The sequence below is a fragment of the Natrinema salinisoli genome, from assembly GCF_020405205.1.
In the GTDB taxonomy this organism is placed as follows: Archaea; Halobacteriota; Halobacteria; order Halobacteriales; family Natrialbaceae; genus Natrinema; species Natrinema salinisoli.
Genome location: NZ_CP084469.1, coordinates 2,972,280 through 2,993,482, shown reverse-complemented (window position 1 = coordinate 2,993,482; position 21,203 = coordinate 2,972,280). Strand labels below are relative to the sequence as shown.

The 21,203-nt window shown below is 64.8% G+C and carries 18 protein-coding genes; 12 read left to right on the top strand and 6 right to left on the bottom strand.

The window, feature by feature from the left end; all coding sequences use genetic code 11:
• Positions 1–79: 79 nt before the first annotated feature.
• Positions 80–772: a hypothetical protein gene (locus LDB05_RS14745; RefSeq protein ID WP_226004748.1), complete on the bottom strand. Its 693-nt coding sequence runs from the start codon at positions 770–772 to the stop codon at positions 80–82.
• A 119-nt stretch (positions 773–891) separates the two neighbouring features.
• Between LDB05_RS14745 and serB the strand changes: the two genes are divergently transcribed.
• Both serB and LDB05_RS14735 read left to right on the top strand, forming a co-directional pair.
• Positions 892–1,536 carry a phosphoserine phosphatase SerB gene (gene serB / locus LDB05_RS14740; protein ID WP_226004747.1) on the top strand — a complete coding sequence of 215 codons (645 nt, stop codon included), beginning with the start codon at positions 892–894 and terminating at the stop codon, positions 1,534–1,536.
• A 188-nt stretch (positions 1,537–1,724) separates the two neighbouring features.
• On the top strand, positions 1,725–2,102 hold the full coding sequence (locus tag LDB05_RS14735; protein ID WP_226004746.1) for a hypothetical protein: 378 nt from the start codon (positions 1,725–1,727) through the stop codon (positions 2,100–2,102).
• Between the two features lie 48 nt (positions 2,103–2,150).
• Here LDB05_RS14735 and metX read toward each other — a convergent pair whose 3' ends face one another.
• Together metX and LDB05_RS14725 are read right to left on the bottom strand one after the other, a co-directional pair.
• A complete protein-coding gene (metX, locus tag LDB05_RS14730) occupies positions 2,151–3,356 on the bottom strand; it encodes a homoserine O-acetyltransferase MetX (RefSeq protein WP_226004745.1) in 1,206 nt (401 codons plus the stop codon).
• Positions 3,353–4,771 carry an O-acetylhomoserine aminocarboxypropyltransferase/cysteine synthase family protein gene (locus LDB05_RS14725; RefSeq protein WP_226004744.1) on the bottom strand — a complete coding sequence of 473 codons (1,419 nt, stop codon included), beginning with the start codon at positions 4,769–4,771 and terminating at the stop codon, positions 3,353–3,355. The genes metX and LDB05_RS14725 overlap by 4 nt, the downstream gene beginning before the upstream one ends.
• A gap of 165 nt (positions 4,772–4,936) precedes the next feature.
• Here LDB05_RS14725 and LDB05_RS14720 point away from each other — a divergent pair, with 165 nt between their 5' ends.
• Positions 4,937–5,275, top strand: a complete 339-nt coding sequence (locus LDB05_RS14720) for a DsrE family protein (RefSeq protein ID WP_226004743.1) — start codon at positions 4,937–4,939, stop codon at positions 5,273–5,275.
• Positions 5,276–5,331: 56 nt separating this feature from the next.
• Here the strand turns inward: LDB05_RS14720 and LDB05_RS14715 are convergent, their stop codons facing one another.
• Positions 5,332–5,988, bottom strand: a complete 657-nt coding sequence (locus tag LDB05_RS14715; protein WP_226004742.1) for a DUF6517 family protein — start codon at positions 5,986–5,988, stop codon at positions 5,332–5,334.
• A gap of 139 nt (positions 5,989–6,127) precedes the next feature.
• On the opposite strand from LDB05_RS14715, the gene LDB05_RS14710 reads away from it, so the two are divergent.
• The 3 genes from LDB05_RS14710 to LDB05_RS14700 all read left to right on the top strand — a co-directional run bounded on the left by LDB05_RS14710 (position 6,128) and on the right by LDB05_RS14700 (position 9,308).
• Positions 6,128–7,360: an MFS transporter gene (locus LDB05_RS14710; protein WP_226007918.1), complete on the top strand. Its 1,233-nt coding sequence runs from the start codon at positions 6,128–6,130 to the stop codon at positions 7,358–7,360.
• Between the two features lie 121 nt (positions 7,361–7,481).
• Entirely contained in the window at positions 7,482–7,973 is a 492-nt protein-coding gene (locus LDB05_RS14705) for a plastocyanin/azurin family copper-binding protein (protein WP_226004741.1), read from the top strand.
• Between the two features lie 222 nt (positions 7,974–8,195).
• On the top strand, positions 8,196–9,308 hold the full coding sequence (locus LDB05_RS14700; protein ID WP_226004740.1) for a pyridoxal-phosphate-dependent aminotransferase family protein: 1,113 nt from the start codon (positions 8,196–8,198) through the stop codon (positions 9,306–9,308).
• 338 nt (positions 9,309–9,646) lie between these two features.
• On the opposite strand, the gene eif1A is transcribed toward LDB05_RS14700, so the two are convergent.
• On the bottom strand, positions 9,647–9,937 hold the full coding sequence (gene eif1A, locus LDB05_RS14695; RefSeq protein WP_226004739.1) for a translation initiation factor eIF-1A: 291 nt from the start codon (positions 9,935–9,937) through the stop codon (positions 9,647–9,649).
• Positions 9,938–10,066: 129 nt separating this feature from the next.
• On the opposite strand from eif1A, the gene LDB05_RS14690 reads away from it, so the two are divergent.
• A complete protein-coding gene (locus LDB05_RS14690) occupies positions 10,067–10,246 on the top strand; it encodes a DUF7470 family protein (RefSeq protein WP_226004738.1) in 180 nt (59 codons plus the stop codon).
• Positions 10,247–10,314: 68 nt separating this feature from the next.
• The gene (locus tag LDB05_RS14685; protein WP_226004737.1) at positions 10,315–10,575 is read left to right on the top strand and encodes a DUF8015 family protein; all 261 of its coding nucleotides are present in this window, start codon (positions 10,315–10,317) and stop codon (positions 10,573–10,575) included.
• A gap of 6 nt (positions 10,576–10,581) precedes the next feature.
• On the opposite strand, the gene LDB05_RS14680 is transcribed toward LDB05_RS14685, so the two are convergent.
• Positions 10,582–12,555 (bottom strand): DUF460 domain-containing protein, encoded by a 1,974-nt coding sequence (locus tag LDB05_RS14680; protein WP_226004736.1) that lies wholly within the window; start codon positions 12,553–12,555, stop codon positions 10,582–10,584.
• 710 nt (positions 12,556–13,265) lie between these two features.
• Between LDB05_RS14680 and LDB05_RS14675 the strand changes: the two genes are divergently transcribed.
• From LDB05_RS14675 to LDB05_RS14660, 4 genes are all read left to right on the top strand, one after another.
• Complete coding sequence (locus LDB05_RS14675) at positions 13,266–15,071, top strand: cellulase family glycosylhydrolase (protein ID WP_226004735.1); 1,806 nt, start codon at positions 13,266–13,268, stop codon at positions 15,069–15,071.
• Between the two features lie 43 nt (positions 15,072–15,114).
• Entirely contained in the window at positions 15,115–17,622 is a 2,508-nt protein-coding gene (locus LDB05_RS14670) for a fibronectin type III domain-containing protein (protein WP_226004734.1), read from the top strand.
• A 223-nt stretch (positions 17,623–17,845) separates the two neighbouring features.
• On the top strand, positions 17,846–18,568 hold the full coding sequence (locus LDB05_RS14665; RefSeq protein WP_226004733.1) for a hypothetical protein: 723 nt from the start codon (positions 17,846–17,848) through the stop codon (positions 18,566–18,568).
• Positions 18,569–19,011: 443 nt separating this feature from the next.
• Positions 19,012–21,084 carry a cellulase family glycosylhydrolase gene (locus LDB05_RS14660; RefSeq protein WP_226004732.1) on the top strand — a complete coding sequence of 691 codons (2,073 nt, stop codon included), beginning with the start codon at positions 19,012–19,014 and terminating at the stop codon, positions 21,082–21,084.
• Positions 21,085–21,203 lie beyond the last annotated feature (119 nt).

Here is a 21,203-nt window from a genome sequence, read left to right as displayed (position 1 = left end):
ATCGAACGGATTCGACCGAGCGGAATTCGCCGTTTGGCGTCCGCCGATCGCCGTTCACCGTTCGTCGCCCGTCGACGGATCATTCGGTCGCGGCCAGCAGTCGCGGAACGGCGGCGATACCGGCACCGATGACGACGAACGTGAGCGCGGTCCCGCCGATCGTCGCGACGAGGGAGAGGTCGGTCGCGACGGCGATCGTTTCCGCCTCCTGCGCACCGCCGGTGTCCTCGGGCGTCCAGCGAGCGATCGCCGCCAGGGCCGCCGTCGGGAGGACGTAACACAGGACTAGCGACCCGAGCGCGAGGCCGGCCTCCTGCCGCGTCTCGAGGCGAACGTAGCGCACGAGGAGGTAGCCGGCGACGACGAGTACGACGATCGGGACGAGTGCCGAGACGTGGCTGGTCAAGCCCCGAATGAATCCGAACGCACCGCGGATCACTTCTTCGTCCTGTTCGAGCGTCGCACCGTGGCTCCCGAGCGTCACCAGTCCCGTCACGACCAATCGACTCGGTTGCTCTTCGACTCCGCTGAACATTCCGCCTGCGAACATCGCCCCGACGAGCTGGTACGTCGCCGCGAGGACGACTGCGAAGGCGCTCGCGCCGGAGATCGCACCGGCCTTCCAGGGGGGAACGGCGAACCGCGTTCGCCCGCGTCGCGGAGCGTCTCCCGCCGGCTCGTCCTCGTCGCCGTCGTCGTCGCGCTCGGTGATCGGCTCCTCGTCCTCGAGGTCGGGTCCCTTCTCGTACTCGAACCGTCGATCTGACGACATGTGCTCGGCAACGGAGGCGGCCGGATAATACGTTTTGGTCGACCGAAGCGAGGAACGGCTTCCCTCCGGTGCGACGGGAAACCTGAACTGGTTTATCCGGGGCCCGACAATCGGGGGCAATGACAGTCGTTGCGTTCGACTTCGACGGGACGCTTTCCGACTCGGAAATGACCGTGCTGCTCGGCGACCGCCGTAGCGTGGCTGACAGCATGGCCGATATCACGGAACGGGCGATGAACGACGAGATCGGTTACGCCGAGAGTCTGCGCCGGCGCGCGGCGCTGCTCGAGGGACTGCCCGAAGCCGAAGCCGAGGCCGCCTTCGACGAGGTCGTCCTCCGCGAGGGAGCCGCCGACCTCATCGCGGAACTGAACGAGGCCGGCGTCACGACCGCTATCCTCACCGGCGGGTTCGAACGCGGCGTCGCAGCGGCGCTCGAGCGCGAAGGCGTCTCCGTGGATCACATCGTCTCGAACCGGCTCCCGATGAAAGCGGGCGAGCTCACCGGCGCGGTCGACGGGCCGCTGATCGAGGGGACCAAGGACGACGCGCTCGAGGACCTCGCCGCCGACGTCGGCGTCGACCTCGCGGACACCGTCGCGGTCGGCGACGGGGCCAACGACCTGCCGATGCTCGAGGTCGCGGGGCTGGCGATCGGCTTCGACCCGAAACCGGCGGTCGAACCGCACTGCGACGTCGTCGTCACGTCGATGGCCGAGGCTCGCGAGACGCTCGTCGACGACGGCGTCCTCGCCGGGGACTGATCGGGACGCGGCCGAAGCGATCCTCGCCGTCGTAATCACGGCTTGCACTCCTCCAGCGCGGCCCCGATACCCGACTTCGGTTTTGATTCACCGATTCGTTCGAACGACTGATTTCGGCGACATTCAGGTCTAACGACCGATTTCGGCACCAACGAAGTTATTAACTCGTGGGCGAGTAAGTAGTTTTGATGATGTGGCAAGATCTCGTATTCATGCTGGGGAGCAGCCTTTCGATCGTTTTCCTCGCGCCGACGCTGCGCGACTCGAGCGCGCGGGTTCCGCTCGGCACGAGCCTCCCGTCGATGGGGATCGGGTTCGTGTACGGACTGACCTTCTTCACGCTGGGAATGACCTTCTCCGCCGCCGGCGCGGTCGCGGCCGGCACGATGTGGTCGCTGATCGCTCTGTTCCGCTCGCCGCAGGGGATCTCGATCGCGCTGCTCGGCCGCGAAAACCTCGCGCTGTTCGTCTCCGACGTCCAACACTGGCTCGCCCGCCGTCGCTCGGACCGGTCGGTCGCCGACCAGTACGTCTCGTTCGAGTCCGCGGATATCGATCGACTGTAAAACGGGTTCGGAACCCGTCACCGTTCGAACGGTCGAACCGCCGTCTCTTTACTCCGAAAACAGGCTCGTGTGGACCGGAGCGAACTCGCCGGAATCGTCGGCCTCCGGTGCCGTGTCGGTGATCGCGCGGCCGGCGAGTCCGTCCTCGAGCAGGTCGGCCAGCGGCGGCCCGACTTTTTCCGGTTCGACGAGGAAGGCGTCGTGACCGTGGTCGGATTCGACGACGTGGTGGGCGACGTCGACGGTCGCCTCGCGGCAGGCCTCGGCCAGCGCTTCGGCCTGCTCGACGGTGAAGTGCCAGTCGCCGGTAAACGAGAGGAGCAGGAGTTCGCCCTCGAAGGCCGCGAGCGCGTCGGCGTCGGACTCGTAGCCCGCCGACAGGTCGAAGTCGTCCATCGCGCGCGTCATGTAGAGGTAGCTGTTGGCGTCGAACCGGTCGGTGAACTTGTCGGCCTGATAGTCCAGATAGGACTCGACTTCCCGATACGGGAAGAACGCGGCGGCGGGATCCAGCGGCTCCTCGCGAACCGCCGCCCGTCCCGCCGACCGGCGGCCGAACTTGCGCCCCATCGAGGCCTTCGAGAGGTACATGATGTGGCCGATCTGGCGCGCTCGAGCCAGCCCTTCCTCGGGTTCCGGACCGCCGTAGTAGTGGCCGCCGTTCCAGTTGGGATCGCCCGTGATCGCCCGTCGAGCGACGGTATCGAGCGCGAGACACTGGGCGTCGAGCCGAGCGGCGGTGGCGACCGCGCCGGCCCGCTCGACGTCGTCGGGATACCGGCGCAGCCAGTCGAGGACGTTCATCCCGCCGACGCTGCCGCCGACGACGGCGTGGAGTCGTCCGACGCCGAGCTCGTCGAGTAGCTGCCGCTGGGCCCGGGTCCAGTCGCCGACCGTGACCGGCGGGAAGTCGGTCCCGTAGGGCTCGCCCGTCTCGGGATTCTCGCTCGCGGGTCCCGTCGTTCCGTAACACGACCCGGGCGCGTTCGCACAGATGACGTAGTACTCGCTCGTGTCGATCGCCTTCCCGGGCCCGACGACGTCGCCCCACCAGGCGCGAGCCTGCCCTGCCGTCTCTCCGCCCGCGTCCGGCCGGCGGGCGACGTGGGCGCTGCCGGTCAGCGCGTGACAGGCCAGCACCGCGTTGTCACCGGTGAACTCGCCGTACGTCTCGTAGGCGACCTCGAGGTTCGGGATCGACTCCCCGCTCTCGAACTGGAACTGCCCGAGACTGACCGTGTTCTTCGTCGTCACGATGTCTCACCCTCCTCGCGACAGGCTCGCGTCGCCGCCGCGATCGCTTGCTCGAGGTCGGCGAGAATGTCCGCGGGATCCTCGATCCCGACCGACATCCGGATCAGGTCGTCCGTAACGCCCGCCTCTGCCCGCTCTTCGGGCGAGAGCTGCCCGTGAGTCGTACTCGCCGGGTGGATCACGAGCGTCTTCGCGTCGCCGATGTTCGCGAGGAACTGGGCGACCTCCACGTTCTCGCAGAAGGCCTTCCCCGCCTCGAATCCCTCTTCGAGTCCGAACGCGACCATCCCGCCGTAGTCCTCGAGGTATCGTCTGGCATTGTCGTGGGTGGGATGGTCCACGAGCCCCGGATGGGTGACCCAGGCGACGTCCTCGTGGTCGTCGAGGTAGTCCGCCACGATCGAGGCGTTCTCGCAGTGCTTCTCGACGCGCAAGGGCATCGTCTCGAGCCCCTGCAGCGTTTGCCAGGCGTCGAACGGTGACTGCTGGTTGCCCAGACTGCGCAGCGACCGGAACCTGGCCGTCGCCGCGAAGGGTGCCTCGGGGAAGTCCCGCGAGAAGTCGACGTCGTGGTAGGCGTGGTTCAGCCCCGCGATCTCCTCGTAGCCGTGCTCGCCCCAGGGGAACGAGCCGCCGTCGACGAGGACCCCGCCGACCGTCGTGCCCGAGCCGTGGAGCCACTTGGTGGTCGACTCCCAGACGACGTCAGCCCCGTGCTCGAGGGGGCGACAGAGCGCCGGCGTCGCGAAGGTGTTGTCCACGACTAGCGGCACGCCGTTCTCGTGGGCGATCTCGGCGACGCGCTCGAAGTCGGGCGTCACCAGCGAGGGGTTCCCGATCGTCTCGACGTGGACGAAGGCGGTGTCCTCGTCGATGGCGTCCTCGTAGGCGTCGTACTCGAGGGTGGGGACGAATTTCGGCTCGATGTCCCGTCGGGTCGCCGTCTTCGAGAAGTAGGCGGTCGTCCCGCCGTAGGTGTCGGTCGAACAGACCACGTTGTCGCCCGCCTCGGCGAGGATCAGTACTGCAGAATCCAGCGCGGCCATGCCGCTGCCCGTCGCGACCGCGCCCGCGCCGCCCTCGAGGTCCGCGAGGCGATCCTCGAGCGTGCTGACGGTCGGGTTCGCGATGCGAGAGTAGATGTAGCCGTCGTCCTCGAGGGCGTACCGGTCGGCGGCCGTGTCGGCGTCCTCGAAGACGTAGGAGGTCGTCTGGTAGATCGGCGGTGCCATCGCGCCGGTCTCCGGATCGGGGGACTGTCCGGCGTGGACGCTGCGCGTGCCGAGACCGCGCTCGCCGTCTCGGGACCTCGGAGACGTCTCGCGATCGGAGTCGGCGGTTTCACCGCCTCCTTTTCGAGACGCCGGAGGCGTCTCGCCATCGGCGTCGTGCCCGTCGCTCGCGTCGTCGCTCATGTTTAGTATGCATACTCCCCCACATTCATATGCGTCGCAGTAACGGCAAAAAACGAAGACTAGAGAATGTCACGCACGACTCTCGGACGCTCGAGCCGTCGGTTGCGTCGAATGCGTTCGCTCGCAGGCTCAACCACTATTGGGAGACGCCTGTGTTGTCAATACGTGCAGACCGTTTTCCACCTCATCGCAGACGAGCCGGCGCAGCAACAGACCGCACTCACCATCGCGGAGAACCTCACGAAGGACGACTCCGTGGAAATCGAGGACGTCGCCGTCGTCGCGCAAGCTGACGGGATCGAGCCCCTGACGATCGGCGGAGACGGCAGCGAGATGGTCGAGTCGCTGCTCGAGACCGGTATCGAAGTCAAAGCCTGTAGCAACACGCTCGACTTGAAAGACCTCGCCGAATCGGACCTCGTCGAGGGCGTCGAAACAGTGCCCTCCGGTGGCGGCGAACTCACCCGCCTGCAGAGCGAGGGATACGCCTACATTCGCCCGTAGTCCTGGTGTGTTTCGAGACCACATTCGTCCGTAGATCCCGCCGCGTTTCGAGGGCCTTACTCGTGCTCGAGGGACTCGAGCATCGTCCGCACGGCCCCCGACTCGGTCTCGAGGCCCTGAAACTGCGGGTAGACCGCGATGCCGATCACGAAGTCGTCCCCGTGGGCGACGGGTTCGCTGATCTGCAGGTAGACGTCGAGCGTCACGCCGGGATCGAGCAGTCGAGCGCGCCCCTCGTACCGGGCGAGCGTCGTTTCGGTGCCGAGAATCGATACCGACTCCTCGCCGGCGGACTGGACGTCATCGAGCCGGTCGTATCGGCTCTGGATCAGTTCGACGAGCTCGTCGGTCGAGTACTCGCCGACGGGATTGAACGTCTTCCCGAGGATGGATACCTGCGGCGTCGTGAGGACGGAGACGATCGCCGCTTGTGCGCGCGTCAGACCGACCGAATCGAGCGCGATCGACCGATCGTACTCGGCGTACCAGTTCCGTGCCTCGATCGTCCGTTCGATTCCGAACCGGCCGACGGTCCGTTCCACAATGACCTCCTCGACGGCGTGTTCGTTGTACCCGGTCTCCTCGAGCGCCTCCTCGGACACGGTCCCCGGCGTCGACGAGAGCGAATCCCGGACGATATCCGTACAGCCGGCGACGACTCCCGTTCCGGCGGTCGCTCCCGCGGCGAGGAGCTGTCGGCGAGTGACTGTCATCGATAGCTCCGAGTTCTCGGTGAACGAAAACGCGTCGATTCCGACCGCCAGAATAGGGTACCGCTACCGATCCGGGGAAATCACGTTCGTCCGCGTCGAAACGAACGAGTTCATACTCCCGGAGAACCAAGGGACGTCCGTGCACTCGAGCGACCGCGATCGGGTGGTGCTCGCCGCGCTCGTCTTCGCGGTGTTGTTCTCGCAGCTCCTGCTCTACCCGGGCGTCGCGACGCTCGTCGAGACGCTGGGCGCCGACGCGGCGACCTCGGCGTTCGCGGCGACGCCCCTCGACGCGAGCATGTGGTTCCTGGTCGCGGAGTTCGCCGCCTACGTCGGGTTCGTCGGGGTCTGGGGACTCGCGAGCGACGTGACCGGACGCCGCACCCCGTTCATCGTCGTCGGCGCGCTCGGCGGCGCGCTCAGCTACGCCTCCCTCGCCGCCGTCCCCGCCGTCGGCTCGGTCCCCTTCGAGGGTGTGCTTCTCCTGCGCGTCGTTCAGGGCGCGATGACCATCGGCGCGTTCTCCCTGACGATGACCATGCTAATGGACCTCGAGGGCGGCCACGGCCGGAACATGGGCGCGGCCGGGATCGCGATCGGGCTCGGTGCCGCGCTCGGCGCACCGATCGGCGGGCAGCTGACGGCGGTCGATCCGATCGCGCCGTTGCTCGTCGCCGCCGGCTTGCTCGTCTGCGTGGGCGCCCTCGTTACGCTCGTCGAGGATCGGATTCCCGACGAGCGCCGGAGTATCAGTGCGCTCGTGGACGGAATCCGCCGGCGGCCGACGTTATCCATCCCGTACGCGTTCGGCTTCGTCGACCGGCTCACGGCGGGCTTCTTCGCGCTCGTCGGAACGCTCTACTTCCAGGAGGCGTTCGGCCTCGACGCCCGAACGACCGGGCTCCTGTTGGCGTGTTTCTTCGCACCCTTCGCGCTCTTGCAGTATCCGATGGGTGCCCTCTCGGACCGGATCGGCCGAACGATCCCGATCGTCGTCGGATCCGTCTGTTACGGCGGCGGGATCCTCCTCGTCGGTGCCTCCCCCTCGGTGGCGACCGCCGCGATCGCGATGGCGGGCGTCGGCGTCCTCGGCGCGCTCGTCGCCCCTGCGACGATGGCGCTGGTCACTGACCTCGCGGACGAGAACGAGCGCGGCGTCGCCATGGCGGGGTTCAACCTCGCCGGAAGCCTCGGCTTTCTCGGCGGCTTCCTCGTCGGCGGCACCGTCGCCGGCACCTACGGCTACGAACTCGCGTTCGTCGTCGTCGGCGGCCTCGAGATCGCGATCGCCGTCGTCACCGTGCCAGCGTTCCTGCGGCTCTCGCTCGAGTCGACTGATCGGTTCCGATCGGGGGATCGAGGTGACGCCTGAGCTCCGGTAAGGACGTGCAGTGTCTCCCTGGTCGACAATACATATATTATGGTATGCATTGTCATAACATCGGAGTGATAGAAGGTATCAATTTTTATGTTACCGACCCCAAATCCCGATGATGGCACGAGACAAGGCAGTTTCACGGCGGACAGCACTGAAGCTTACGGGCGCGGCCGCATCGACGGCGCTCGTCGCCGGCTGCAGTGGCGGTAACGGCGGCGGTAACGGTAACGGCAACGGAAACGGTAACGGCAACGGTGGCGGCGCAAGCGAGTACGAAGCCAGCGCTGGCGACGAGATCATGTTCAGCGGCCAGACCTCCCACTGGGAAGGCGTCAGCCCGTCGGCGATCGAAGGGTCGGAGAACCCAACGATCATCCTCTCGGAGGGTGAGGAGTACACGATCGGCTGGAACGAGGGCAACGGCCAGCCACACAACATCGAGATCCGCAACAGCGACGGTAGCGTCGTCAACGACCTCTCGACCGAGCAGGTGTCTTCCGAGGAGCCTTCGGACCAGACGCTGACCTTTACGGCCAGCAGCGAGATGGCCCAGTACGTCTGCCAGCCCCACTCCTCGCAGATGGTCGGCGACATCACGGTCGAGTAACGACTCTCACCGCCGTTTCCGACAGCGACTGCCGTTGAGGACTCTCTCGCGGCTCGCATCCGATCGCACGGCTGTCGGGCCGGAGAGGCGCAGGCCGTTTTCTCACCGCGGTTACCGCTCTCATTGCAGCGACCGCTGCGTCACTCTCCCCGCCACTCCCGGTGTGGTATCAAAAGTACCATACCGTCACGCGTCCCAGTGACCCGTACTCGAGTGGTTTCCGTGACCAAGAAACGCGAATACAAAGACGACTATCCCGACAAGACGCTGTATATCCCGGGTCCGACGGAAGTGCGCGACGACGTCATCGAGGCGATGTGCGAGCCGATGTTCGGCCACCGTATGGACCGGATGACGGACCTGTACACGACTATCGTCGAGGACACGAAGGAATTCCTCGGCACCGACAACGAGGTGGTCATCTTGACAGGGTCGGGAACGGAATTCTGGGAGGCCTCGACGCTCAACCTCGTCGACGAGAACATCCTCGTCCCGACCTGTGGCAGTTTCAGCGAGCGCCACGCCAACGTGGCCGAGCGATTGGGCAAGGACGTCGACAGGCTCGAGTACGAGTGGGGACAGGCGATCAAGCCCGAAGACATTCGCGAGACCCTCGAATCGAGCGACAAGCACTACGACGTCGTCGCCACCGTAATGAACGAGTCCTCGACGGGCGTCCGCAACCCCATTGAGGAGATCGGCGACGTCGTCGCGGAGTACCCTGATACGTACTTCGTCGTCGACGCGGTTTCCGCGCTGGGCGGGGACGTCGTCGATATCGACGAACACGACATCGACGTCATCTTCGCCTCGAGCCAGAAGGCGTTCGCCATGCCGCCGGGGCTCGCCATCTGCGTCGTCAGCGACGACGCCTACGAGCGCGAACTCGAGAAGGATTCGGCATCGTGGTACGGCGGCTTCCAGCGCACGATCGACTACTACGACCGGAAGGGGCAGACCCACTCCACGCCCGCGATTCCGATCATGCTGGCCTACCGCAAACAGATGAAACGCATGCTCGATGAGGGCCACGACGCGCGCGATCAGCGCCACCGGGAGATGGCCGAGTACACCCGCGAGTGGGCCCGCGAGCACTTCGACGTGTTCCCCGAGGAAGGGTACGAATCGCAGACGGTGAGCTGCATCGAGAACACGCAGGGGATCGACGTCGCCGCGACGATCGAGGCCGTCAGCGAGGAGTACGACATGGTCTTCTCGAACGGCTACGGCTCGCAACTCGGCGAGGAGACGTTCCGAATCGGCCACATGGGCGAACACGACCTCGAGAGCATCAAAACGCTGACCGACGCTATCGAAGACGTCGCAGATCTGTAGCCTGTCATTCGTAGTACGATTCGAAGAACGGATATTTCTCGAATCCGGGGCTGCTCCATCGCCTATTAGATGTCGAATTGCAGATATCACCTCGAGTATTGTCGGCGAGCGAGCGGTTCGAAGAACCCGAGTGAAGCCGTTCACCGCGAGCGCCGTCGGCGCTCGCGGGCCGACGACTGACTCGGAACGAACGGAGTGAGTGGAGAGGAAGGAGGAGTACTTTTGATCGAAACTGAGCGGGATCGAAGATCCCGCGGTGTCCAAAAGAGCGCTTCGCGCTCTTTTGAAGATTTTGCCGAGGGCGCGGCGAAGCCGCGCCCGCAGAGCAAAATTTCGTTTTACTGGATATGACCTTCCTCGCGGAGCTGGTCGGCCTCGCTCTTCTCGTAGCGCCAGGTGATGTCGGCCTTCTCGTCCTGCCAGTCCCAGGGTTCGACGAGCACGACGTCGTCCTCGCGGATCCAGATGCGCTTTTGCATCTTGCCGGGGATGCGAGCGGTGCGTTCCGTCCCGTCGGCACAGCGTACTTTGACCCGATTCGCCCCGAGCATGTCGGTGACGGTCGCGAAGACCTCGTCATCCTCGGGCATCCGGAGGTTATTCCGACCGCCGTCTCCGTCGTCGCTCATGGCCGCGGCTTTGCGTTCGAGGGGTTTAACCCTTTATCGTTCTTTCTCCCCGATCACCGGACGCGAGCGTCTCTTCCACCCGATCGGGGAACCACGTCGTTTATTCCGCTCGGCTCTCCATCCGTGGGTATGTTACGGAACCTCGGTGCGCTCGGTATTGCGGGAATCGTGATTCTCCTCGCCGGGATCGGTCTGATCGCGTCGCAGAACCTGCTGATCGCTGCCGGGATGGCACTCATCGTCGCCGGCCTCGGATTGGTCGTCAAATCGTTGATTTCGGGGATGCTCCAGAACTTCGGCATGTTCTGATTCGTCTCGAGGACGAACCCCGGACTCTCGGGATCAAACGTTTTGCCGCTGTATCCCGTTGTTCCGGTATGGGATACTCGCTACACTATTACGATCTCGTGTTGCTCTCTATCGCGGCCAGTCTCGGCACTGGAGCGATCGTCGGCTACGCGACGGCCGTCCCGTTTACGGCCGCCGTCATGGCGCTCGGCATCGTCGCGATCGGATTCATCGCTCACGCGTTGTTCGTCAACGGACCGGTCGACAGCACCGAGGATCTGACCGAGGAGGTCGAACTCGAGGAGGTCCCGCGGGTACTGTCGCCGATGGAATCGGGGCCGGAAACGTAGGCCCGATCAGACTTCGTTGTCGCCCGCCCGGTGCTCGCTGATGAGCTGGTCGACCATCGATGCCTTGCGGTCGCGCTTGCGTTCTTCCGCACGGTCGTGCCAGTCGTCGATCGCGGCTTCGACGTCGTCCTCGCGGGCCACGGCCAGTTCGTCGACCTCCTGCATGGCGACGTCGTCGGCCGGACCGACCGGAATTTCGGCCTCGAAGAGGATCTCGTCCGCGATCTCCGAGAGGCCGCCGTCCTTGAGGACGACGCGAGGGTCGAACTCCGCGAGCAGTTCGGCGGTCGACCGGCCCGCACCGCTCGCATCGCGGATGTAGACGACGTCGCCGCTCGCGATGCCGTACTGGTCGTCGGCCTCGCGGATCGCGCCCTTCGTGAACTTCTCGACGACCTTGACCGGGACCAGCCCCTCCTTTTCCGCGGAGACGTCGCTGAAATTGGAGTGGTCGAGCTTCCAGAGGGCCTTCATCCGCTCGACTTTCCCCTCGAGCGCCTCGACTTCCTCACGGGCTTCATCGCGCTCGCGCTCGAGTCGGTTCGCCTTTCGCTCGAGACGACTCACTTCTCGGTCCCGGCGGACTTCCTTGCGTTCCTCGCGGCGGGCGACGCCGAGTTCGGTCTCGAGCTCGTCGATCCGGTCGTCGCGCTCGGCGACGCGGCCCTCGAGGCGGTCGACGTGCGACTGGAGGCGCTCGACCTGTCGCTCGAGGTCTTTGATCCGCTTTTCCTCCGCGGTGAGTTCGCGGGGCTCGTGTTCGGTGGATTCCTCCTCGGTTTCCTCGCCGTCGTCGAGATCGGTCAGGACGGCTTCGACGCTCTCTTCGCCGGCGACGACGCGAGCGGTGACTTCGCCGCGGTCGACGCCCGGCGGGAGCTTGTCGGCGATCCGCTCGAACTGATCTTCGTGGGCGTCGATGGCATATAGCGCGGCGGCCATCGCGTCGCGCTGGTGGTCGTCATCATATGGATGTTCGCGCGTGCGGTGTTGTTTCTCGTCGACGGGGAGGTCGCTCTCGGGGGTCCAGCCCGCGGCGTCGAAACTCCGGCGGAACTTCTCGACGGTTTCGGGAATCGGCGTCACGTCGGCCGCGACGATGATCGGACGGCCGCGCTCGACGATCCACTCGATCACGTCGGCGGTGTCGCTGGTTCGCGAACTCCAGACGTCGAGGACGTCGCCCTCGAGGTCGACGATGGCGACGGCGGTCGTCGTTCCCGGATCGATGCCGACGACGACGTGATCGCGCCGCTTGACCAGCGGTTCGAATTCGATGCCGTCGCGGCGCTCGCGCTCGATTTCGACTCGAACGTCGCCCGAGCGATTTCGAGAGACGGGGATGTCACTGGGCCGGGCTTCCACGGTGAAGACGGCGTTGGCGAAGCCGCCGTAGGCCTCTCGGACCTCTCGCTCGTACTCGAGGTTCGCGTCCTCGAGTTCGGACTCGACCTCTCGTGCCCGTTTCCTGACGGAGCCGTGAATGCGGCGGGTGTAGCGGTCTTCGCTCCAGCCGCCGCTGCCGGTCGAGCGGCCGCGGGCGACCTTGACTTCCGTCGTGTCGGTAAAGGCCGATACTTCGTGGCCGACGTTGTGGGCGGCCAGTCGGGCGGCGGCTTCGGCCTCTTGCATCGGGTCCTTTCCGTACGGGACGTTGTGGCGTTTCGCGACGCGGGAGAGGGGCTCGGGCTGTTCGGCACCCGTTACCTGCACGAGCATGGTGTCGGACGGGAGCGAACCCAGAAAGTGGATGAGTTCGTCCTTATCCGCGGCCAGCTCGTACATGTTGTCGGTCGCGACGATCGTCGGCTCCTCGTCGTCGATCAGTCGTCTGAGCTTCCGGTGGCTGACGACGTCCCGGCTGACGTCCTCGCCGTCGTAGATCGCGAGTGCGTACGACGGGGCGTCGCCGCGCACGTCACCGCTCTGGATGTCGACACCGAAGACGACCGCATCGAGCGCACTCGTTCGCGTACTCACAGGGGGTCGTAGGAACGAGGTAGCTATAAATCCGGCGCGGGGTTTCAGCGGTCGAATCGAACGTGGGCATGATGCCCTCGAGGGGACGTAGCGGTCGTCGGTTACAAATGGGTGTCCGGTGTCGGTTTTCCGTGGTTGATTCCCGACGTGGTCCGTGAGTGAGCGTCCCATCGCGGACGGCAACGGACCGATAGTCGATGGCGGCGAGTTCGAGTGACGTCTGACCGTCGCTGGTTCGTGAAGCGCTACGCGAAAATGTAATATAATTCACAACATATCCTGAATATGGCGGCTAAAAATCATTTTTGTCGCAAATTGTATTCGGAGATCGGAAGCAGAGACTAACTACTCGTATTCCTCAAACCGGAATATATCTGTTTTTGTTGGATATATGGCCTGAATATGCTTACTTGGGACTCTCGTTACTCGTCCGTTATTCTCGCGTAATAGTTCCCCACCAAACATATTGGTCCGTTTATTTTTGTACGACTCAAACGTAATGTTTATCACAATAATCAAAAATTTCATTACTATTGATCGAAATTATATATCGAGGAGGATCCAAAACGCCTCCGCATTCCCAGTGAACGAATCGCACATCTCGTTCGCGGGGTATCCATCACACCATGTCAAAGAATACGAATCAAACAGACTCAGCGGCTCGGTCGAATAGGAGCGGCCGCGGCGTCTCGACGTCGCGACGAACGATAATGAAGGCCACAGGGACGAGCGTGGTTGCGCTCGGCGGTCTCGGCAGCGTCACGAGTTCTGCAGCGGCCCAAGAGGTCGACCTCCCGCCGCTGGCACGGGACGGAAACAAGATCGTCGATCCGAGCGGTAAGGAAGTCCGTCTTCGCGGCGTGAACATCGCAGATCCCGGCGAACAGAGCCGAACCTGGCGGGGACAGACCGCGCCAGAGACGTTCGAGCTAGCGACGAACGAGGCCGAGGGATGGTACACCAACGTCGTCCGGGTACCGGTAATGCCGTCGTTCCTCGCGGCCGGGACGAAGAACGCGAAACCGAGCGAAATGCCCCACGGCGACGACTGGGGTCCGGCCCTGCCGGGACAGTTCGACAGGGACGACGTCAAGTGGTACTGTCGGACCTTCCTCGACGAACTCGTCGAACTCGGTGCCCAGCGCGGTGCCTACGTGATGATCGACTACCACCGTCACTACCCGGTCTTCCACCAGGAGGATCACAAGAATCACGGCGTCGATCCCAACGTCTGGCAATGCTCGAGCGACGGCGGCGAGGACTGGCGGCATCCGGAAGTCTGTGGCGAGCGCGGCGTGCTCTGGCACGGCGAGGACCAGGTCGACGAGATCTGGGACCTGATCCACGAACAGAACATCCTCGAGGCGTACGACCTCGAGGAGGACGACATCTTCCTCGAGCCGCCGGAGATCTCGAACGCGCTCGACGAGGAGTTGCACATGTTCTGGGAGATCGTCGCCAGCCGGTACGCGGACGACGATCACGTGATCTTCGACGTGTACAACGAGCCGAACGGCCCGTACGGCGGCGACTGGGGCGGCCCGCAGCGGCAGGCGGGGGAACTCTCCGCTCCGGCGGAGGCCCCCGGCGATGGGGACGCGTCCAATTACGACGTCGCCAGCGAGGACATGAAAGCCTGGTACGACCTGTGGGTCGATCGTGCCCAGCCGTGGGTCGACACGGTCGAGGAGAACGCGAACGGACAGTTGATAACGATCGGGAGTCCGCGCTGGAGTCAGTACACCTACTGGGCGCCACACAACGAGTTCGACACCGAGAACATGTGCTATACGGCCCACGTCTACACCCAGGACGATCTGCGGCCGCTCTCGAAGTACTTCGGCCAGCCGTCCGAACACGTGCCGGTCTTCTTCAGCGAGTTCGGCTGGATCGAAGGCGGCGGAATGCACGTCGATACGCCGTGGATGGACTGTAGCGGTAAGCACGACGGCGACTGTCAGCCGTACATCCAGGAGTACGAGGAGTTCATCAAGAATTACGACGTCCACCCGCTGGCGTGGTGTTTCGACCACACCTACGAGCCGAATATGTTCGAGCACGGGACCCCCGGTCTGAACGACGGGGCGAAGGGCGCCGACGACTGGATGAATTACCTGAACGACGAGACGCCCGGCGTCTGGTGGCACGAACTGAACCAGGAGATGGCCGACGGCTACGACGACTTCGCGCCCGGCGACGACCCGTATCCGGACGCCGACAACGGCGAGAACGACCTCCACATCGGTCCGGGTGACATCACCGGGGATCCCTACCCCGACGACGGCGGCGACGGCAACGAGACGATCTCGGTCGGCGAGTACGAGGCGCGGGATCTCGACGGCGACGGCCGCTACGAGGACGTCAACGGGGACAACGAGACGACTCACGGCGACGTCAATGCCCTCTTCGAGAACCGAAACGCCGACGGCGTCCAGAACAACCCCGAGAAGTTCGACTTCGACGGCAACGGCCGCTTCGGCTTCTCGGACATCCTCGAGCTGCTCGAGAAGATCTAACGAGAGTCGAAGTCACACCGAAAAACACGACACTACAAATCCAATGACCAACGACAACAACACGTACGACGACGCACAGCTCACCGATCAGCAGACGGACTCGTCCGCGTCGCGACGCACCTTCATGCAGGCCGCCGGGGCCAGTGCGGGCGCACTCGCGGTCGGGACGTCGACCGTCGCAGCCGACGACCACGTCACGCTCTCGGCCGACCTCGCCGACGACCAGATCGGGGCTGGCGAGACCACGACCGTGACGTTTTCGATTTCGAACGGACCCACCGGAGTGATGGGCTGGGGCCTCGAGGCCACGGTCGATTCCGCGGTCGCGGAGATCGTCGGCGTCACCCTCGGCGACGAGTGGCCGTCGAACTGGGATGATCGAAACAGCGTCGACGAGCCGACCGACTCGTTCCGGGCGGACTACGCTGCGTTCAGGCAGGACGGCGGGGTCATGGACGTCGGAACGAGCGAGTACGAGTTCGCCACCTTCGTCCTCGAGGCACAGGAAGACGGGACGACCGACGTCGAACTGTCGGACTTCCTGCTGACCGACGCCGAGGACGAAGCGGTCGCGGTCGACTACGAGACGCCGACGCTCAGGGTCGGCGACGACCCCAGCGTGCCCGATATGCCCGCGGACCTCGCGGTCGTCGACGAGAGCGAGACCTCGGTCGAGGTCGAGTGGAGTCCGGTACCGGACGCCCTCGAGTACGCGGTTTCCGTCGACGGCGAGCAGGAGCTGACGACGACCTCGAGCAGCGCGACAATCACGGGGCTCGAGGCCGACACGACCTACGATATCGGCGTCAGTGCCGTCGGTGAGGGCGAAACCGCCTCCGGGATGGCGACGGTGCAGGCCACGACCGTCGCGGGGTCGGAGCCGGAGACGCCCACGGTGACCGTGGATCTCGCCGACGCTCAGGTCGATCCGGGCCAGACGACGACCGTCGATATCGGCATGACGGCGGTCCCCAACGGGCTGTCCGGGTTCGAACTCGATATCGACGTCAACACCGAGGCCGCGATCATCGTCGACGCCGAGATCGGTGAGACGTTCGCCGATTCCCTGTTCCCGCCCGAGATCGACGTGACCGACGGGTCCGCGACCGTCGCAGCGGCGGGAAAACGGATCAGCGAAGGAACGACCGACCTCGACCTCGCAACCGTCGAACTCGAGGGCGTCGCCGACGGCGAGACGGTCGTCGACGTCGCGGAGGGGAACACCCCGATGGAAACGCTTCCCGGCAACGACGGCGCGAAACTCATCGAACCGAAATTCGAAGAGGCGATGCTCACCGTCGGCGACGGCGAACCGGACGAGAAGCCGCCGAGCGTTCCCGAGGATCTCGAAGTGGTCGCCGAAACCGAGACCTCGATCGAGGTCGCGTGGGCGACCGATCCGAACGCCGACGAGTACGCCGTGTACGTCGACGGCGAGCAGGAAACGACCACGACAGCGACCAGCGCCACCGTCACCGACCTCGAGTCGGGCACGACCTATCAGATCGGTGTTAGCGCCATCGGCGGGGAGGACACCGAGACCGACCCCGCGACGATTTCCGCCACGACCGCGGAGGCCAATACGCCGCCGAGCACGCCCGAGGGTCTCGAGGTCGTCGCCGAGAACGAGACGTCGATCGAAGTCGCGTGGGACTCTGACCCGAACGCCGTCGAGTACAACGTCTGGGCCCGCGGGGAGGAGACGCTCACCACGACCTCGACCAGCATTACGGTCCCCGATCTCGAGTCGGGAACCACCTACGACATCAACGTCAGCGCGGTCGGCGAGGAAGGGACGGAGACCGACCCCGCTACGGTCTCCGCCACGACTGCGGAGCCCCACGTGCCGCCGAGCACGCCCGAGGGCCTCGAGGTCGTCGCCGAGAACGAGACGTCGATCGAAGTCGCGTGGAGTTCCGACCCGAACGCCGTCGAATACGTCGTCTCCGTCGACGGTACCGAGGAAACGACCACGAGCTCGACCAGCGCCACCGTCACCGACCTCGAGGCCGAGACGACCTACGAGATCGGCGTCAGCGCGGTCGGTGAGGAGGGGACGGAGACCGATCCCGCGACGGTCTCCGCCACGACTGCGGGAGGTGACGACGGCGACAACGAAGACGGTGGCGACAGCGAGTATCCCGAGTGGGACGCCAACACGCTCTACCAGAGCGGCGAGCGCGTTCACTGGAACGGCGAAGACTGGGAAGCACGGTGGACGAACCAGGGTACGGAACCGAAGTACGAGGAAAATTACGCCTGGGAGCCCGTCGACGGCGAGATTCCCCTCGAGGTCGACCACCTCGCGAAGATCGACCCGAGCGCCACGGACGTCGAGACCGGCGAGCGCATCGGCTTCCATGTCAGGGACGACACGCCCGGCGATATCTGGATCACTGGGCTCGAGTGGGACCTCGGCGACGGAACGTCCGTCAGCGGCTGGTACGCCGGGCATTCCTACGAGTCCAGTGGCACCTACACGGTGACGCTTACCGCGACGGATCAGCGCGGACGGCAGACGACCCACGACGTCGAGATCACGGTCTCGTAATCCCGACGTCGGGGGGACCGACCGCCGTCGTCGCGTCGGTACCTCGAATTCGGTACCCCGTCGACTCCCGTTTCGATGCGGGGTTCGACGGAATACCGTGACATCGAGGCGAACAACGAGAACGAATCGATTCGAACGAGTGCCGTCCGTTGCCACCGCCGGCCCGGTCGTCGAGCGACGATCTGCGGGACGCGGTCGGTGGCCCTGACGGAGTTGTCTACCAATGCACGAAACTACGGAAACGAAACGGGTGGAAGGGGCGAGTCAGTGCGCCGTAACGTCCGACGATGCGATCGGCCGGCGGGGATTCCTGGCGGCCGCCGGCCTCGTCAGTGCGGGCGTAGCGGCCGGACCGGTCGCCGGGAAGACTGGACCGGTTGCCGAGACGAGTGAGACACCGACGGTAACGATGACGCCGGCGGAGACGGCGATCGATTCGGGCGAGACCACGACGGTCGATATCGGCCTGACCGAGGCCCCCGATGGACTCTCGGGGTTCGATCTCGAGGTCACCGTCGACACGGACGTCGCGACCGTCGCCGACGCCGGGCTCGGCGAGACGTTCGCCGACGCCCTGGTTCAGGACGTCGAAACGACGGACGGGACGGCGAGTCTCGCCGCGGCGAAGTCGATCGATGCCGGTGCTACTGACCTCGATGTCGGCTACGTGGAAGTCGAGGGAGTGGCAGTCGGTGAAACCACAGCCGAGGTCGAGATCGTCCGGCTCGAGGACGGCGACGGCAAGGTCGTCGAATCGACGGGCGAATCGGCGGCGCTCACCGTCGGAGATGGCGAATCGGCGGACGGTGGCGGTGGACCTGAGACGACTGCCGGTACCGACGACGAAATTCCGGGCTTCGGTCCCTCGGCTACGGTGATCGGCGCTGCAGGGCGGATCGCGTACGCGCTCGGGAGACGGGGTGACCGATCCGGGAGGTCGGAGTGAGAGTCGACTGAGGCGTCGGCTGTACTCGGAGTCCGAACCGGCGGCCGGTTCGATCTGGATCGCGAGGCCACTCGTGTGGGTGGCGATCCGACCGGACTGGTACTGCCCGGACTACCGACCGAGAACAGGCGGCCGACGAATACAGCGACACTCGTCGGACCGACGCTCTCGAGATCGTCGTCCAGACGCGGGCCGAAGGCCGTTCCAGAATGCGATCGCGGTCGTCGAGATGCGAGATCGTGGGTACGGGCTCGCCGCTGCCCTTCGAGGAGCACGGTCGGGCGGTTACGTGTATGGAATGTTACAACAAGGCGCGTAACAATAATTTCTTCTACTACTCTAGTTAATTTTAATGTGGTAGAAAGAAGACTTGTGGGTGGATCTTCGCAGATATCGCGGACGACCCGTGACGGACGCACGCGGATCCGATCGACGAAATGACAATGAAACAGACTGATAACGCGCAGCAGACGGACGAACCGACGAACGAGAGCACGCGACGAAGTGTACTGAAGCGGACGGAGGACGACGCGACGTCGCCGATCAACCTCACTCGGCGTAGCGTGATGCGAACGACCGCCGCCGCGGGCGTCGCCGGCCTCGGGATGAGCGCCGGCTTCGCCGGCAGTGCGGCGGCCGGCGGGCTCGACGAGTTCCAGGACCTGACGGTCAGCGACGACAACCGAATCGTCAACGAGGACGGCGAGACGTTCAAAATGCGGGGGCTCAGCATTCCCGATCCGAAGCGGCTCCACCGGACGCGGAACCTCCGCGGGAAGACGCCGGAACAGCTCCTCGATATGGTCACGAACAACGAAGCCGGCTGGCACCCGCGGGTTATCCGGGTTCCCGCACAGCCACAGGACATCGGCACGAAGGACGACGGTTCGCACCACCCGATGGGACACACCGGACCCGAGTACGAGTACGGCGAACTCGAGTCGCCCCAGGCGGTCGACGACGACCGGCGCAAGCAGCGCCCGGCACAGCCACAGGCGTTCACGCGAGAAGAACTCGAGGACTACCTCGAGAACTACTACGACCCGATCGTCGAACGCTGCAAGGAGCGCGGCGTCTACTGCATCGTCGACTACCACCGCCACTGGCACGAGCAGCCGCCGGGCATCGAGGAACCCGCCTACGCCGAGAACCACCTGCCCTACAACAGCGAGTACACGAACTACTGGGCGTACAACAGCCACGAGATGTTCGGCAAGGACGCGCCCGGCTCCTGGGGGTACGTCGACCAGACGTACATCGAGAACACGCCCGGTGACGACTACGTCGAAGGGATTAGCGAGGGCAACCTCGAGGGCACGCCGTACGCGTACGAGAACTGGACGGTCAACCAGGAGCTGCTCGACGAAGTCCTCATGTTCTGGGACGTGGTGGCCGAGCGCTACGGCGAGATGGAGCACGTGCTCTTCGAGCCGTACAACGAGCCGACCGCGCCGGGGATCTGGGGTCCCGTCGAGGGTTGCGGGGCGTTCAAGCAGAAGCCCCTCTGGGACACGTTCCTCGATCAGTTCATGGGACCGATCATCGAGAAGATCAGGGAGTACCAGTCCGATCGCGTCCTGCTGGTCGGCGTCCCCGGCTGGTGTCAGTCGGTGCAGGCGCTTCACTGGCGGAACTTCAACGACGCGGGCTACGACAACATCGCCGTCACCTGGCACAACTACGCGGGCCACGACGTCAGCCAGATGAACAACTGGTTCAACGACACGAACTACCAGAGCCCCGACGCGGTCGAGGCCGAAACCGGCGAGGACCTCGAGAGCCCCTATCTCCCGGTGGAGGACGACCCCTACGAGCAGGAGTGTTACGGCTGGGAAGCCTACGAGGCGGCGGGTCTGCAGAACGCGATGGAGCACCACCCCGTCGCGATCACCGAGTTCGGCTGGATCAACGACGCGGACGTCTCCCACTGGCTGCGCGGGACGACCACCGGGCAGGGGACGCTCCCCGAGTACGGTGTTCCGTTCCTCGACCAGGTCGAGCAGGACGACCGAATCAGCTGGGTCGGCTGGTGTGCCGACGTCCGCTGGCTGCCGAAGATGTTCGACAACCCGAACGCGCCGGAAGAGGGCGAACTCGACCTCGTCAACGACAACTTCTACGACACGCCCTTCGAGGACCTCCCGGTCGGATGCGACGAGCTTCCCTGCGAGTGGGACCTGATCGGGGGCGAGGACAGCGGCGTCTACATCAAGCAGATGCTCGAGGAGCACAAAAACGACAAGGTTCCCTTCGACACGCGGACAATCGGTGACGGGGACGACGGCGGCGACGGCAACGAGACGATATCGGTCGGCGAGTACGAGGCGCGGGATCTCGACGGCGACGGCCGTTACGAGGACGTCAACGGGGACAACGAGACGACCCACGGCGACGTCAACGCCCTCTTCGAGAACCGAAACGCCGACGGCGTCCAGAACAACCCCGAGAAGTTCGACTTCGACGGCAACGGCCGCTTCGGCTTCTCGGACATCCTCGAGTTGCTCGAGCGGATATAACGCAGAGCGCTTCGGGATACGAGCGACCGCAGTCGAGACCCCGTTCCAGTAGCGTCGCACTCGCACAGTATCCGCGCTCGAGCGACATTTTATTACACGCTTGAGTAAGTTATATTTGA